The following is a 15,012-nucleotide window of genomic DNA, read 5'->3' as shown; positions in this document are numbered from 1 at the left end:
TGAAAGCGCGAGGCTAGTGTGGGGCTCCAAGGTGCGGAGGCGGTTCCGGGCGTCGACAGAATGCCGGGGATCTCGCCGAGGGTGCACTCGCGTTCGCGGACGCCATCGTCGAGGCACCGCTCGAGGCGGAATGCAGCATGGTCGTGCCTTCTCGGGAGTGCGCTGAACGGCGCTCCCGTACGACCTACCGCCCCGCCGGGACCCCGAAGGGGAGCACCCATGTCGATGCAGCGTTCACGGGTACCCCTCCTCGTTCTCTCGCACGGCCTCCCGGAACCCGGCCACCGAATCGACGGAGAATCCGGCATGGCAAGATGAGGATGTCTTCGGCAAGTGGGAGCGGTGAAAAGTGGGTTCCTCGGCAGCGCAAGACACACTCGGCGACGCCGATACGGCCATCCGCTGGATTTGGGATGCCGATCTGCCGCCGCATGACAAGCAGAGCTTCACCCGGTTTGTCGAAAGATTTCCTACGCTCACTTTCACACGGGACACCGAGGAAACCCTCGCCGAGGCGGAGTCCGGTCACGGCGTGGTGCTGCCGCCGCATCTTCGGCGTGCCAGGAGCGTGCTCTCCTTCGTCAGCCCACCACTGCTGGCGCTGTTCGACGGGTTCGACTACGAGTGCGGTGCGTCCGAATCGGAGGTCGACATCTGGTACAGCATCGGTCTCGGCAATGCCGGAGACGACATGCTTTCCGATCTCGCGGAACACGCACACGGCTACGTGATCGGGGGGTGGCACGGTTCGGAGGGTTCCTACTTGATGGTCGACACCGCGAACGCGGACGACGAGCGCGTTTTCGAATGCGACGGGGTCTTTGTCGCGTACGCGGTCGACGACGGGGACCCGGTGGACGAGCTCGTCGCGCCGGCGTTCGCGTCGTACGCAAGCATGCTCGGCCACATCGTCGCCCTGCGCACCTGGGCGGGCGAGGTCACCACGGCCCGCTGACAACGCAGAGCTGACAAGTCGGAAGACGCGGCAGTTCACCGCCCTGTGCGCCTCGGTTTGGTGCCCTTCTGGTGGTGGCTCGGTCTGGTGTACGCCTCACCGGTTTTGACGATGCGTCCCACATCGAAACGGGCAGCGCGCGTGCGGTTCTTCGAGCCCTTTGGCCTTCCCGGCCCCGCCCGGGAAGGTTTGGGCGCACCGACGGGACGGAGCACGTCGGGTGCAGGTTCCGAAACCCCCGGCGGACCCTGGCCGGAGTGAGCCGGCCCGGTGCGGCGGGCTTCTCCAAGGGGCGCCTGAGGTCGGCAGCGAGCGGTCGGGCGAGGAACAATTGGGCGTAGGCGGCGATCACGATCCATGTCCACCGGTCTGCCGCTCCGGGGTCGCGGAGTCGAGGCTTCGTCCAGCCGAGGGTCTGCTTGAGCAGGCGGAATGTGTGCTCGATGTCGAATCTTCGCAGGAACGACTGCCAACAGTGGTCGATGTCGGCTTCGGTGGCGTCGGTCTTGGACCACCACGACCAGACCGGCTTCGGGTCGCCTCCGCTGGGCAGGTGGTCGACCCGGAGCCGGACCACCGTTCCCGAGATCATCGGCAGTTCGCCGTCGAACCCTTCCCACGCGCTGCGACGGGTCAGTCGAGGGTGCAGGCGATCCCACGCGGTCGCGACCGCAGTGCCGTATCGGGTGGTCTCGGTGGTCGTCGTGGCCTGCGGCTCACCCCAGGTCTCGGGCTGTCCGAAGACGAACTCGCCTCCGTGCTTGGGCGGTCGGCCACCCTGTGGGTCATGGACCCGCAAGGGTGTCGCCCGGCGCATGACGCGGTCCGAGCGCATCCGGCCGAGTACCTCGACCGGCAGGCCCGCGAGGAGAAAGGCGACGCGGGGGACGTCGTAGCCCGCGTCCAGCACGACCAGTATGTCCGGGTCCTGCGGTTCGTACTGCCCGGCCGCGACCAGACGTTCGACCACCGCGCGGACCTGGACGGCGGTGGAGGCCGCGACGTCCTCGCCCGGTCCGAGCCGGAGCGCGTCCAACACTACCGTCCACGAACTGCGGCCCGGCTCCAGGGCCGCGACGATCGAGTACGGCCAACCGGGCACCATCTGGTGCCTGCCCTCGCCACGGCCGAAGGTGTGGCAGAACGTCCGGTCGGGACCGGTGTCCGCGTCCGGCCGCAGCCACGGCGACACGTCGACCGCGAGCACGATCCGCCCGTCTGCGGCCCGGGGAAGCGGCAGCCGCGCCAGGGCGTCCCGCAGCCGGTCGGCGTCGATCCGGCCGTGGTTGACCGCGTCGTAGAGCGCTCCGTGACCGCGGCGATGCTCCGGCGCGAGCGACAGCCCGACCAGCGTCTTCACCGGCCCGTCCGCGCACAGCACCGCGTCCGCCAACTCGAACAGCGCATCACCACGACGGATCAGACAGGCATGGAACTCGCCCCGGAAGTCGGACAGTTCCGAGAACGCCTCAACGCGTCCCCGACGGTACGGCAGACTCGTCACCACGGCCTTCGCCCCGATCCCTCAGTGCCTCTTGGTCGAAGCACAGGATCCGGTGAAGACCACCAACGTCACGGAACATCACCCATACCCCGGACACACACGCGTCAGGCTGCTACGGGCCGAGCCCGAGGTTAAACGACAAGTTAGGTACCTGTTCCTAATCTGGCGCCGGTCGGGATCGACGGTTGGGCGCCGACGCGGAAGGATCTGGGGGTGGATCTGACTGCGATGAGTGACCGTGAGTACCTATCCCTGTTCGCCAAGCGGCCCGGCATGTATATAGGCCGGGTGTCGCTGCTCGGCGTAACCGCCTTCTTGGAGGGTTTCGACTTCGCCGCTCGCAGGTTCGGCGGTCCAGGAAGAGGCCTGGACGGTTGGCGCGACTGGTTGATGGCGAACCACCAGGTCAGCGACAACCTGGTGTGGGAGGCCCAGATCCGCGAGATCGCCCTTCCCGGCTGGCAAGGCGGATGGGAACTCTCCCCGGAGGCGGAAGCAGACGTGCTTGCCGTCCTGTTCGAGTTGCTGGACACCTTCCTCGCCGGGCGGGACGGCGAGTCGTCGACATCCTGAAAGGGTGTGTCCGGTCGATGAGGTGATCGGGCTGCCGGATCGCGCGTTGCTGTGGGAGCGTGGAAGGGCCCGAAATTGGTGAGAGTGGGTGACGGCCGGCCGGAGGGCCGTCAGTCCCTGTCGTTCTCGCGAGATGTCGGCTGAGTCGTCTGGCCCGCCATCGGACCCGCGCCACCCACACCGAGCGGACGGCGGGGAACTCGCGGACCCGCCGAACGAGTGCGTCGCGCAGGGCGACCGCCACCGGGTCGGTGGACCATTCGAGGTTCATTTCCGCTCCGGGCCCGTAGGCCGCCCAGTCCCGCAGCACGTGCTCGGAACAGATCGCCTGTCCGTTCTCGGAGCGGATCCCGAGCACGGCGACGCCGGTCTTCTCCAGTATGTCCCTCACCCGCACCGCGTCGCAGTGCACCATCCCGGCGGCCGCCGGCAGCAGTTGCGCGCCCAGCGCCACGTCGGTGAACCCGAGCAGCGTCGGTGGCTGCTCGTCGTCGGGGAGGAACATCACGGATCCGGTGTCGGTGACGGGAACGAACACCCCGCCCTCGAACAGCGCGGCGAGCACCGCCTCCGGCGCGGGCTCGAGGCCGTCCGCACGGCGGTCGAGAAGGTCGGCGAGACGTACGTTCGAATGCCCGATCACGCGTGCAGCGTAGTACCCGGACCTCCACCGGCCCCGCCCCATCGTCAAGGCAGCAGGTTGAGGCGTCACTCGAACGAGTGACGCCTCAACCTGCTGTCCTGTCGCACTCGGGATATCCGTGGATCTTGTCCAGCGCTGCAGGCTTGCCAGGTCGGTTGAGAACTGTCCATCCGCGCGTTCCCAGCCGACCCGGCTTGTGCGAAATCCCGGCGTGGCTGCCGAAGCGGATCCGATCAGGCGCTGGTTCGCGCCGCGACGGAACGGGCCATGAGCTCGGCGGCCCGGCGGACCTGTGCTGCGTACGCCCCCTGGCTAGAACGGGGGCTCCAGGGTGAACTCGCCCTCGGCAGACCAGGGATCATCCTGCTTCCGCCACTCCGCTGCCTCCCGTTCCCGCTGTTCGACGGTCGCGCGCGCCTCGGCGATCGTGGGGATGGAGTCGAGGGCCTCGGCCGGACGATCGTGCCTGATCAGCATGTCGGGCAAGTCGTGGTGAACCAAGTAGTGAGTGGAGGAGCGGAGCAGTGCGAGGGCCTCCTCCAGTCGTCCGTCCCGCTCCAGCAGCCGCGCCAGCGCGGTGTCCCACCGGCCCGGCTCCCGCTTGTTGAGGGCGGTGGCCTCCGAGATGCCCTCCGCGCAGCGGCCCGCCTCGCCCAGCAGCCAGAGCCGCAGGTGGCGGACCCGGTCCGGGTGCTCCTCGACGTATGCGTCGGTGAGCCCGTCCAGGAGTTCGAGCGCCCGGTCGGGCCGGCCGTCGTCGACGAGCAGTTCCAGCGCCCAGTGGAGGAAGTTCCAGCAGTCGTAGTACTCGTAGGTGGGCCGACCGGTCTCGATGGCTTCGTCGACCCTCCCCCGGCGGACGAGGAGGCGCATCAGTGCCGCCCGGTCCTTCGGGTGGTCGTGGGCCTCGATCCCCTCGCGCAACACGGTCTCCGCCTCGGACGCCCGCCCCGCGTCCTCCAGCGCCTTCGCGTACACGTCGAGAGCGGAGCGGTGGTCTTCGGCAGCCAGGGCCCCCAGCTCCTCGATCAGGCCCTGCCGGGCGAGGAGTTCCGCGTAGTACTCCGGGAAGTTGACGGGGTGGCGCCGGTCCGAGGCCCTCTCGGCACGCAGGACCTCGACGGCTTCGTCCGCACGCCCGGCCCGCTCCAGGACCCGGGAGATCAGCAACAGCACGTCCCACCGGTCGGTCCGGCCCGTCCCGCAGGACTCACCGCACCGCTCGCACGCCCCGGCATCCGCACGCTCCCCACGCTCCGCTTCCCGCGTGAGCAACTCCAGGACGAGGTCGTCGCGTCCCCGGCCCTCGGTCACCTCGACCAGGCGGGACCGGAGCCAGTACTCCCCGAGATGGGGCGTGAGCACATCGACGGCCTCCTCCACCCGTCCGCCCTTCGACAACAGCTCGGCGTAGCGGGCGCACACGTGACCGTCGCCCAGCTCGGCGGGGTCCGGACGCACCATCACGAGTGCCTCGTCGCCCTCGCCCCGGCGGATCATGATCTCGGCGGTGACCCACTCGGCGGCCCGCCAGCCGATATCCGTGAACGGGTCCACCAGGGCCAGCGCCCGATCGAACTCCCCGGCCGCACACAACTCCCGGGCCGCCGCCTCCGCACAGTTCCAGTCCCCACGCTCCCGCGCCGCCCGGATCAGCAGTTCCACCTGCCCCAGGTCGAGGAGGGTCCGAACCATCCGCGGGTAGACGCCACCATGGTTGCGCGCCTGCCAAGCAAGATCATCGACGTTCACGCGGGCACCCTACGAACTGCCACCGACAGCCTTCGCCCAGCCGCGGCCGGGGTGCCGACACAGGCCCCGCTCGGCTCGCGAAACGGCGAGAATCCGACACCACGGATGAGATCGAGTGAGAATCCGCCAACTGCAATATGACAGGACATCTCGACCAGTCACAGCAGTCTCACGAAGGGAAATTCGTAGGACATCGATCGTGAGATTAGGACACGCGGGCTGAGACCCTACACAGTTGGTCAGGCCGCGAATCCGACCCCGGAAGCGAACTCGAAGCCGCCCCAGTCCGACCCGAGATCGGCCAACACCTCGTCGGTCCACAACTCGTCGAGCATCCGTTCGTCGCCGGCCGCCCAGGCGCGCACGATCGCATCCCAACGGCGGACATTGACGCTGCGATGCCCGGCCACGCCCGCGCGCCGGTGCGGCTCGCGCACACCGGACTGGTCGTGCGGGTGCAACTCCACCCGTTGCCGCGCCCGTTGTTGTTCAACCGGCCGATCAGTGACCGGGCCACGTTGCGGCGGCGCAGGGCGCGGTAGGCGGCGTCGATCCGGCGCAGGTTCGCGCGGTTGGGGGTTTGGTCCTCGGCGAGCCAGGCGGCGAGGGTGCGGGGGGTGACAGTGATCCCGGCGGTGTCCATGGCGATGTAGCCGGCTCGCGAGGCGGTGAGGTAGCGCAGGCGTGCGGCGAGGCCGCGTTCGGTGTCGACGGGTGAGGTGACGCCGTCGGCGAGTTCGTCCAGGCGCTGCGCGGCCAGGGCGGAGGCGCGCATGCCGCGCATCCCATATTTGCCGGGCTCCAGGGAGCGATACGGCATACGCGTCAGTTCCTCTCAGGCGTGGCGGTGGTGGGGGCGGCGGGGTCGGTACTGCTGGCGGTCAACTCTTTTCCTTGGTCTGGAGAATGTACGTGTCCTTGATCTTCACGTCGCCCACCCCGCGGCCCTCGGTGAACACGGTGCGCCAGTCGCCGCCGGTGAGGTGGAGTTCGTCGGTGCCCATCATGCGCACCACGGCGAGGCCGCCCCGGTGGGCCTTGAAGGCCTTGACCCACAGGTTGGAGAACGCCTGGGAGCGGATGATGTGCATCCAGTCCGGGCGGTTGATCTCCCGGTTGTAGTTCGAACCACCCATCGTGGACACGAGTTTGGCGTACATCTGCTTCACGTAGTCCAGCGTGACGTCTTCGCCGTCGGCGATCGCGGTGTCGCGGGCGTCGCGCAACGCGGTGCGCAACCGCTCGAGGAGGTTCTCGGTCGCCACCGCGGTCCAGGATTCGAGGACCTGTGGTTCCTCGCACAGGTTGCCGTACGCGGGCGACGCACAGCGCAGGAGCAGGCGCAGGGTGGGGTCGGTGATCCACAGCGGCCCGGGCTCGTCGCGGTCGCCGAGCGGGTTCGGGAGATCGTCGTGCTGCCAGGCCGGGGGCTCGACGAGGTAGATGCCGGCGCGGCGGCGTTTGCGCCCGCGCGGTCCGTCGAAGTCGTCCAGGTCGGGGCCGGCGCGGTGTTCGAGCGGGCCGATCGGGAGGTGGGCCTTGAGTGCGGACAGGTAGGCGGCGTTCATGTCCAGCGCGACGACCTCGTGATCCCCGGGGGGCAGGTGTTTGTTGCGCCACTTGGGGCGGGCCTCCCATACCGCGTCCGACTCCTCCTTGCTCCGTTTGCGCAGCAGGTCGGGCAGGGGTGGGTACCAGGTGTGCTCGTACCGGGACCCGGCCCGCGACAGACGCAGGAGCTCCATCACATCCGGAATCGCCCGCCGGGCCAACGCCTCGCTCGCGGCGGTGATGTCGCCCTCGGCGGCGGCGAGTTCCTCGGCGACCGCGCCGGCGATCGCGCCGGGCAGGGGGTCCTCGTCGGTGTCCACCACGACCCTGCGCGCCTTCGACGCGGCCGGGGTTTTCGGCGCGGCGGACGTCGTGTGGGCGCCGGCGCGGGCGGGCGTGGTCGGGGGGCGGGGCGCGGTCGCCGGTGCGCCGGCCGGGGGCCGGTCCTGTCGGCCCTGGGCTTGTTCGCGGGGTGCGGGGGCGGGGGGGTTCGGCGTTGTCGGCCGGGGGCGCGTCGGCCGGACCGGTCCCGGCCGAGGCGGTCGAGGCCGGTGGCGGGGTCGGTGAACCGGACGTGGGCGAGGTCGGCGTGCAGGGCCGCCTGGGCGACCGGGCCCAGGTCGCGTTCGGCGACGATCGCGAACGCCTGCTCACCCTCACGCGTCAGATGCACCACGGTGTCGGCCTTGGCCAATGCCGCCGCAACCTCCGGTGGCTCGGCCGCACCGGTCTCCCACACGGCCACCACCGGCACGTCCAGATCCGCCGCCAACCGGCGCAACACGGCCACACCGTAACGGACATCGGAAACAGCGGGACCGGCGGCAGGGAGAAGGTGGTTGAGAGGATCCACCGCCACCAGACGCAGGCCCGCGATGTCGGCGGCGGTCTCCCGGAGCAGATCCAGGGTCAGGTCGGCGCCGTCGTCCAGGAGCAGCCCCCCGGCGGCCAGGCGCGCCGACGCGGCGTCGGCGGTTGCGCGTTCGGTGTCGGTGAGGGTGCCCGCGCGCAGCCTGCGGTGGTCGACTCCGGCGGCGGCTGCGGTCAGGCGGGCGGCGATGTCGGCGCGGGGGCGGCCGGGCGTGCACGAGAGCACCGCGTTCGGCTTGTCGGGGTCGTCGGCCGGGGCCAGGGTCGCGGACAACACCGTGCCCGCCGCCAACAATCCGGCGCCGGCTCCGGGCGCACCGACCACCAAGACGAGTCGGCCGGGCAACGCGCCGCCGCCCGAGGCCTCGTCCAAGGCGGTGGGGCCGAAGGAGACCGCCCGGCGGCGGGCGGTGGTCGCCTCGCCCAACGCGGTCGCGAACTCCGCGACGCGACGGCTGGTCTGCGGGGAGGTGGGCTGGTCCGGCGTGGTGTCGTCGGTGTCAGGGGGCGTGGTCTCCGGCGACGCTGGTTGGGTGGTGGTCGCGGGTGCCGGCGCGGCCGAGAGGTGGGTGATCTGGGCGTAGACGGTGCGGTAGCGCAGCACCAGCTGTGGCGTGCCCGTCGCGGCGGCGCGCACGAGGTTGCCCAGGTGCTGCCGGGCCGCGGTCATCGTGAACACCGGCAACTCGCCTTGCGCGGCGATCATATCCGGGGCGGGCTGCGCCAGCACGGCCCGTACGCCATGGGGGGCGTGGATCACGATCCGGGCGCCGCCAGCGGCGTCGGCCACGACCTGGGCCCACTTGCGGCGGACCTCCTCCACACCCAACGCCACGTCCGCTCCGGACCCGGCCGGGAGGTGGCGCGGGGGTTCGGTCCGCTCGTCCTGATCGGACGCACGGCTCTCGTCGCTCATCCGCCCGACCTCTCCCACGGCGGCAAACCGACTCCTCTGATCCTACCGTGATCCGACGCGAGAACCTGGCGAATCATAAGGAATTCGAGCGGGGGATGCGGGGGTTGGCGATGCTCGGGCACGTCCCGGATGTGACCATGGCTGGTTGACGGCGGTGTCGAAATGCCGATGCTGGCCCGGCGGCCGGACCCGCCCGGTGTCGGTGATGTTCACCGGTGGTGGTGCGTCCCGGTCGGTCGTTGTCAGTCGTCGTCGGTCGGGGGCGTCGTGGGCTCCGGTAGCGCACCCTGCAGGTGCGCGACGCGGGGACCGCCAGGTGCGGACACGGGTCGGGGTTCGGGTCGGGGTTCGGGTCGGGGATCACTTCGGGGCGGTCGCGGAAAGTCCGGGAGGGGTTCGCGGGCGAACCGCCTCGCGGCTCCGAGTTCGCGTCGTGATTCCTCGCACAGGCGAACGAGTTTCTCCTCGGCCCAGGGGGCCGGCCAGAGTTGGAGGAGATAGGAGTCCCCGCTTCCGCGGCCGGCGCGTTCGTCGCCGCGGTTGTTCGCGTACACCCGCACCCGGTAGTCCCCGGGGCCGAACACGGCGAGGTCGCCGAACAGGAACGGATGCCGGGACTCGAGCACACGCAGCCCTTGCGAGGGAACCGCGACGGAAACCTCCGCAACGTCCTCCCAACCGGGCTCCAGAGGCGGCTCCCGGTCGAGGGTCTCGGTGACCAGCGGCACCTCCCCCGTGCGTGTACCCGTGGCGATGCGCACCTCCTCCCCACGGGCCGAGACCAACCCCGTCGTCAAAGACTGTGGCCAGCCCCGGGGCCGTTCCTCCCCGGGCACGAGGTAGAAGCTCCCGTACTCCGTGAAAACGGTGCCCCGTGTTCTGTCGGCCATACCGCCTCGCCTCCTCGGGAGCCTGCCCCGACGTCGAACCCATCCCTCGCGAGGATACGTTCGCTGCCGTGGAAGGCCCCGAGGACAGCACCGGCGGTGTTGTGCCGGGTCGGCGGCGAAGTGGCCCGGTCGGCCCGGGAGTACGGGACGGCTCGCCGAGCGGCTTCGATCACGGCGGGCACGACGGGGTCGAACCGCGAGTGAGTCGACTTCGAGGGTCAGGGCGTCTCGTCGGGCCGCGCCGACACCGGATCCCAGACGTTGCCTCCATCCGCCCAGGTCCACAGCCACTCGCGCAGGGACCGCGCCGCGTACCGCAGCCCGTCGTGTGGATCCTCGCCCCGGTCCGGTTCCCAGCCGTCGGAGTCCCAGAGCAGCACCGGATGATCGACCGCGATCAGCGAGACGTACCACTCCATGCCGCACCCGCCACCCGCCGGGAAGAACCACGAGGCCGGCGGCCGTCTCCACTCCGGCCGCCGGGCGTGGAGGGTCGTTGCGCACGGCCAGTGCGGGTAGTACCACTGCGGGATGCTGCGTGGCTTCAGCGACGCGAGACCGCCTTCCGGCCCGAACCCCCCGTCACCGATCTCGGTGTGGACACGCCGGAGCAACCGGGGAAGCCGGTACCCGAGCCGGCCCTCCGCAGCCTCGACGTCGACCGACGTCAGCGGCGGGAACGGCTCGTCCGGCATGCAACTGCCGGACGCGACCGCACCCTCCCCGCCCCACGCGAGGGCGCGCAACCTCTCCACGAGCACATCGTCATCCGCACCGGTGCGGCCGATCCGATCGATCACGGGCCGGAACTCTATTACGCAGGCCCGACGCAACCCCGGGGTGACGATCGCGCGGCAGGTCTTCAAGCCTGGGCAAGGTCGAGCAGCATCCTCTCGGCCTGCCGTCCAACCTCGGGCGCTGTGCTGTCCGCACGGGCCTGTCGCTACCGTCGTTCTTCGTACGCAAAAGCGAGGGGGTCGAGTTGACGGCGGGATCGTGGCAGCTCAGACGGGGTGACACGCACGTCGAAACGTTGGTTCTCGAAGAGATCGACATGTTCTGGACGGACTGCCGGTTCGAACCGGGGCCGGGCTGGGGCGAGATCAGTCCTTTGTTCGACGCGCTGAAGATCGCGTGGCAGTACGGCGGGACCGATGAACGGGCGCGGGCCGATCAGGACATCGCGGCACAGCAGATGGTGCTCGTTCCCGATGACGGCAGCGAACCGCTCACCGGCATGCTGCTGCGGATCCACGAAGACCGCGCGCGGTTCCGAGGGTGACGCGAACTCGTTCCCGACCGGCCCACTCACAAGCGGGCGGCTTCCGGCGATCCGCGAGTGCAGGGCGGCTTCGGGGTCACCCTTGCGATCAGGGCAGTCGTAGCCCATGACGGTCGCGAGTTCGACCGCGCGGCCGTCTCGGCCGCGGTGCGGACCGCGCCGGCGGGTCCGGCTTCCTTCAGCCGGCGCCCCCGCTCCGGGGCCGATGCACACGAACGCGGTCTCGGCTTCCGAACGTGCCGCGGCCTGGGCCGGCGATCGGATCGGCCGTCGGGGTGGTCGAGGTGGTGCGCGTCGCGCGAATCGCACCCGCAGGTCCCTGCCTGCCGGGGGTCAGCGCGGTGCGACGCGCCTCGCCGAGGCGGCGCAGCGCGTCGTCGAGTTCGGCTTGGGCGTGTGGTCGGGCCAGGTGGTGGTGTGGTCGGTGCCGGCGGTGGTGTGCACCGGCCGGCGCGGCTCCCTCGCTGTGGTTTGTTTCCGGAGTCACGGCCGAGGATCGATCACAGATCGGCGGCGTCGATCCAGCAGATCGTCGCCACCAGGTCCCGGGCCGTGTCGGTGGCTTCGGCCGCAAGCAGGGCCCACTCCCGGCATTCGGCGACGATCTGCGGCCAGGGCCTGCCGCGGTCGATGCCCCAGTCGATGTCGGGCCCGGGACCTCCGAACACTCCGCCGTCCGCCCCGATCTGCCAGACCTCGAAGGAGAGCACCGCCTGCCCGTGTCCGACGAGATCCTCGATGGCCTCGGCGAGGCGGGCCGTCGGCCATGCGGAACCCAACCCCGGAACCGGACGCCGCAGCGCGGCGGCGCGGGCCGGAAGCACGACGTCGCGGGCACCGAGTTCGGTGAGCGCCCAACGCAGCGCTCCACCTTCACAGTCGTCGGGATCCTCGCCCCGCCGCCGGAAGGCTTCATATGCCTGCGACAGACGCGGCACGGCACGGTGGATGCCGAGATCGCCCAGGGCTTCGGCGGCCCACTGCCCGACCACGCTGTTGTCGCTGCCCGGCATGCGCGTGAGGGCGTCGCCTGGACGCGGATCTCCCAGCGCGGTGAAGACCTCGATGGCGCACAGCTGCCCGAACGAGCCCAACCCCGGTGCTGCCGCGATCAACGGGTCCAGCACCCGCGGCCCCAGGGCGATCAGCGCATGCTGCGCGTCCTCGGCCACCTCACCCGAATCCGCGTCCAACTCACCGACCAGCCGAGCGATCACATCCCCCATGGGCGTCGAGTCCGGCCCGCGGGTGTCCGACAGGCCGGCGAATATCCCAGGCCGCGGGTCCGCCGCGCGGCACCCGCCAAACCGCGCGAACCCGATCGACCTTCCCGGCGCGTCCTTGACTGCATGACGACGCAGCCGGTGCACGGCAGTTGCCACCCTCGACGGGCACGCACCCGCGACCACGCGCTCGAAGGCGCGACAGTCGTGAACGGAACCTGATGCCGGTGTGATGTCGCGGCCCTCGCTGTGAAAATCTCGGGGCATGCCCGAACCGCGGAAATCTGCCGACCGTCCGGTCCGGCTGCTGGGCTTCTGGGGGACGCCCGAGAACCGGTCCCTGCCGAACCCCGCCGATCTCGTCGACGCAGCGTGGGAGGAGTCGCAACGGCAGTGGGTCGCGGACTACCTGAACCACGGGCAGGTCGCCGGCTCCTGGATGGGCGCATCGAGGTGCAGGCTGTGTGCGTGCTCCAACGGTTCCCGTGATCTCACCGACGGCCACTACCTCTGGCCGGAAGGACTGGCCCACTACGTCCTCGACCACGGTGTGAGGTTGCCGACCGAGTTCCTCGGTCACATCGAGCGCAGACTCGAAGCCCTGGAAGAACTTGAGCGGGACTCCTCCTGGTGGCGGCAGAACGCTGCCGCGACATAGGGCGTCGGCGGTTGGGTCACGGCCGGCACGGTGTCGGCGTACACGGGAGAATGCGGCTCTGACACGAAAATACGGTGCACTTGTGCAGGTCAGGCGGCCGCGATGGGGTCGAAGCGGACGGTCAGCCCGAGGCTGTTGGCTTCTTTGATCATGCGGCGCATGGCGCGCGCAGGGTCACGTTTGGTGAAGTAGTCGGCGCCGAGTTCGCGGTAGGGAGCATGGTCGTTCAGGACGTGCCAGATGGCGATGGTGATCTTGTGCATGACGGCAACCAGAGCGCGTTTCCCGCCTCGGCGGGCGGAGACGCGGCGGAAGAACACCGACAGATAGGAGTCCTTGTTGCGGATCGCGGCCATGGCGGCGACTCCGAGCAGGCGTTTGAGGTTACTGTTGCCGTGTCGGGTCTGCCCTGACTTCTTCACCCCGGCTGATTCGTTCTGTCCCGGGCAGACGCCGATCCAGGAGGCGAGGTGCCGGGCAGTGGCGAACCGGGTCATGTCTCCGCCGGTCTCCGCGAGGATCACCTCGGCCGCCAGACGGCCGATCCCGGGGATGGTGTCGAGCAGGTCCAAGTCCCGTTCCCTCTCGGTCAGCAGAACGGTGATGCGCGTGTCGAACGCCGTAGCGGTGGACCGCAGGCGGTCGATCTCGTCGAGATAGTGACGGATCATGAAGGCGTGGTGGTCGGTGAAGTCCCCGTCCAGGGCTTCGATCAGGGCAGGAATCTTGGCACGGGCCTTGCCCACGGCGAGGTCCGCGAGGTGCTCGGGGTCTCGCTCGCCCGCGATCAGCCCTTCGAGGATGGCCCGGCCCGAGACGCCGAGCACGTCGGTCAGGACGGAGGTGAGTTTCATGCCGGTGTCCTCGAGTTCCTTCTCCAGCCGCTGGGCCTCCCAGCCCGCAGCGCGGACGATCTCGGTGCGCCGGCGGGTCAGGTCACGCAGTTCCCGGATCGCACGCTCGGGCACGAAGGACGCCATCACCATCCCCGACGCGCCGGCCCGGGCCAGGAACGCCGCGTCGTTCGGGTCGGTCTTGCGGCCACGGATGCCCTTGAGGTGTGCGGGGTTGACCAGCATCAGGTTCAGGTGCGGCTGCAGCAGGTAGTACACACCCCGCCAGTAATCGGACGTCGCCTCCATGACCACCACCTCGACCCGACGTTCGATCAGCCAGGCCAGCAGTCGCCGTAGTTCGGCCCTGTTGGTGCCGAACCGTTCCGTCTCCAGGCTCCACGTCCCGCTCCGCACCGGGCTGGGAGTGCGCGCGCAGGCCAGCAGAAACCGCTTGCCCAAGTCCACTCCTGCGGAGCGCAGATGGATGACCTCGTCCTTCACGTCCTGCCGCTTCACGACCACTCCCCACTGCTTTGCACGACCGAGCAGAGCGGGCGCCTCGGAGAGGTCAAGGGAAGACTCGGAATCTGACACGCGTGCTCCCGGCAGCAAAGGACGCCGCCATGGCGACAAACCGTGGTCCCCTGGCTGACCCCCATCGCCATCCTGGCAAACGAGTTCACTGACATCGCAGAGCAATCGGCTGACCGAGGCACCCGCCATCAATTTTCTCGTCCCCGAGGTGATCAGCGCAGCCACTCAGGCGGTCCTGGCAAGATTTTCGTAGCCGGAGATCATCCCGAGACGGTGGTCTGCCGATCCGGATGTGGGTGCGGTTCGTTTCGAGGACCGACACTGATCATCCAGTGAGCGCGAACTTCCGTGCGGGAGCGCCGGTTACGGGCGGATGGAAGCCCATCTCGTCGAGGATCAGAATTCCCCGGTCGGGATCTCCGACGAGCTCCACAACCGCGTCACGAACGTCGTCACGCAGAGCATCGGCGTCCCAGCGGTAGTGATTCAGCAGCCGCTGCATCCCCTGAGGACCGGCCTCCCCGGCCGCCTCCGCCAGAGTCCAGCCGTTCTTGCGCTCCGACTCGCCAAGCAATCCCCGCAGATAGGACACCATCCGCCGGCGCGGCTCCACCCGCCCGAACCGGCCCGCGAAGTCCGCGAACGCATCTGACCAACCGTCAACTATCTCCATCGACACGAACGGACCAACGACCGTGATGACTTCCGGTCACGGAGTGTCGTTGCAGTACTAGTGCTAAGTTCCGCTTTGGGTGGGTAAGTAGTGGTCAAACAGTGCTGTTTCGGCTGCTCGGGGGCGAGTGTGGTGCCGAAGTTTCTGATGGC

11 protein-coding genes and 2 pseudogenes are annotated in these 15,012 nt (G+C 69.6%); 4 read left to right on the top strand and 9 right to left on the bottom strand.

Annotated elements, in window-relative coordinates; genetic code table 11:
* The first annotated feature begins 349 nt into the window (after positions 1–349).
* Positions 350–955 (top strand): hypothetical protein, encoded by a 606-nt coding sequence (locus tag ACIBSV_RS48895; RefSeq protein ID WP_395874181.1) that lies wholly within the window; start codon positions 350–352, stop codon positions 953–955.
* On the opposite strand, the gene ACIBSV_RS48890 is transcribed toward ACIBSV_RS48895, so the two are convergent.
* Entirely contained in the window at positions 939–2,462 is a 1,524-nt protein-coding gene (locus ACIBSV_RS48890) for an NF041680 family putative transposase (protein WP_395874179.1), read from the bottom strand. The two genes, ACIBSV_RS48895 and ACIBSV_RS48890, sit on opposite strands and share 17 nt — an antisense overlap.
* A 225-nt stretch (positions 2,463–2,687) precedes the next feature.
* Between ACIBSV_RS48890 and ACIBSV_RS48885 the strand changes: the two genes are divergently transcribed.
* On the top strand, positions 2,688–3,032 hold the full coding sequence (locus ACIBSV_RS48885) for a hypothetical protein (protein WP_395874177.1): 345 nt from the start codon (positions 2,688–2,690) through the stop codon (positions 3,030–3,032).
* Positions 3,033–3,987: 955 nt separating this feature from the next.
* Here the strand turns inward: ACIBSV_RS48885 and ACIBSV_RS48880 are convergent.
* The 5 genes and pseudogenes from ACIBSV_RS48880 to ACIBSV_RS48860 form a co-directional block, all read right to left on the bottom strand.
* A complete protein-coding gene (locus tag ACIBSV_RS48880) occupies positions 3,988–5,427 on the bottom strand; it encodes a tetratricopeptide repeat protein (RefSeq protein ID WP_395874175.1) in 1,440 nt (479 codons plus the stop codon).
* Positions 5,428–5,666: 239 nt separating this feature from the next.
* Positions 5,667–6,247 (bottom strand): annotated as a pseudogene (locus tag ACIBSV_RS48875) (transcriptional regulator).
* A gap of 924 nt (positions 6,248–7,171) precedes the next feature.
* A complete protein-coding gene (locus ACIBSV_RS48870; protein WP_395874173.1) occupies positions 7,172–8,764 on the bottom strand; it encodes a DnaB-like helicase C-terminal domain-containing protein in 1,593 nt (530 codons plus the stop codon).
* Between the two features lie 242 nt (positions 8,765–9,006).
* Positions 9,007–9,525 (bottom strand): hypothetical protein, encoded by a 519-nt coding sequence (locus ACIBSV_RS48865; protein WP_395874171.1) that lies wholly within the window; start codon positions 9,523–9,525, stop codon positions 9,007–9,009.
* Positions 9,526–9,872: 347 nt separating this feature from the next.
* On the bottom strand, positions 9,873–10,454 hold the full coding sequence (locus ACIBSV_RS48860) for an SMI1/KNR4 family protein (RefSeq protein WP_395874169.1): 582 nt from the start codon (positions 10,452–10,454) through the stop codon (positions 9,873–9,875).
* A gap of 254 nt (positions 10,455–10,708) precedes the next feature.
* Here ACIBSV_RS48860 and ACIBSV_RS48855 point away from each other — a divergent pair, with 254 nt between their 5' ends.
* Entirely contained in the window at positions 10,709–10,936 is a 228-nt protein-coding gene (locus ACIBSV_RS48855; protein ID WP_395874167.1) for a hypothetical protein, read from the top strand.
* 500 nt (positions 10,937–11,436) lie between these two features.
* Here ACIBSV_RS48855 and ACIBSV_RS48850 read toward each other — a convergent pair whose 3' ends face one another.
* Entirely contained in the window at positions 11,437–12,108 is a 672-nt protein-coding gene (locus ACIBSV_RS48850) for a hypothetical protein (protein WP_395874165.1), read from the bottom strand.
* Positions 12,109–12,424: 316 nt separating this feature from the next.
* On the opposite strand from ACIBSV_RS48850, the gene ACIBSV_RS48845 reads away from it, so the two are divergent.
* The gene (locus tag ACIBSV_RS48845) at positions 12,425–12,817 is read left to right on the top strand and encodes a hypothetical protein (protein WP_395874163.1); all 393 of its coding nucleotides are present in this window, start codon (positions 12,425–12,427) and stop codon (positions 12,815–12,817) included.
* Between the two features lie 89 nt (positions 12,818–12,906).
* Here ACIBSV_RS48845 and ACIBSV_RS48840 read toward each other — a convergent pair whose 3' ends face one another.
* Positions 12,907–14,412, bottom strand: a complete 1,506-nt coding sequence (locus tag ACIBSV_RS48840) for an IS110 family transposase (protein ID WP_395874161.1) — start codon at positions 14,410–14,412, stop codon at positions 12,907–12,909.
* 151 nt (positions 14,413–14,563) lie between these two features.
* Positions 14,564–14,860: pseudogene (locus ACIBSV_RS48835) on the bottom strand (transposase); the annotation flags it as partial.
* Positions 14,861–15,012 lie beyond the last annotated feature (152 nt).

The organism is Embleya sp. NPDC050154 (genome assembly GCF_044460165.1).
Classification (GTDB): domain Bacteria; phylum Actinomycetota; class Actinomycetes; order Streptomycetales; family Streptomycetaceae; genus Embleya.
This window is presented reverse-complemented; position numbering and strand designations above follow the sequence as displayed.

Bases quoted from the DNA above. Each gene is read 5' to 3' on its own strand.
- ACIBSV_RS48845 (WP_395874163.1), top strand. From the start codon at position 12,425: ATGCCCGAACCGCGGAAATCTGCCGACCGTCCGGTCCGGCTGCTGGGC.
- ACIBSV_RS48855 (WP_395874167.1), top strand. From the start codon at position 10,709: ATGTTCTGGACGGACTGCCGGTTCGAACCGGGGCCGGGCTGGGGCGAG.
- ACIBSV_RS48870 (WP_395874173.1), bottom strand. From the start codon at position 8,764: ATGAGCGACGAGAGCCGTGCGTCCGATCAGGACGAGCGGACCGAACCC.
- ACIBSV_RS48885 (WP_395874177.1), top strand. From the start codon at position 2,688: ATGAGTGACCGTGAGTACCTATCCCTGTTCGCCAAGCGGCCCGGCATG.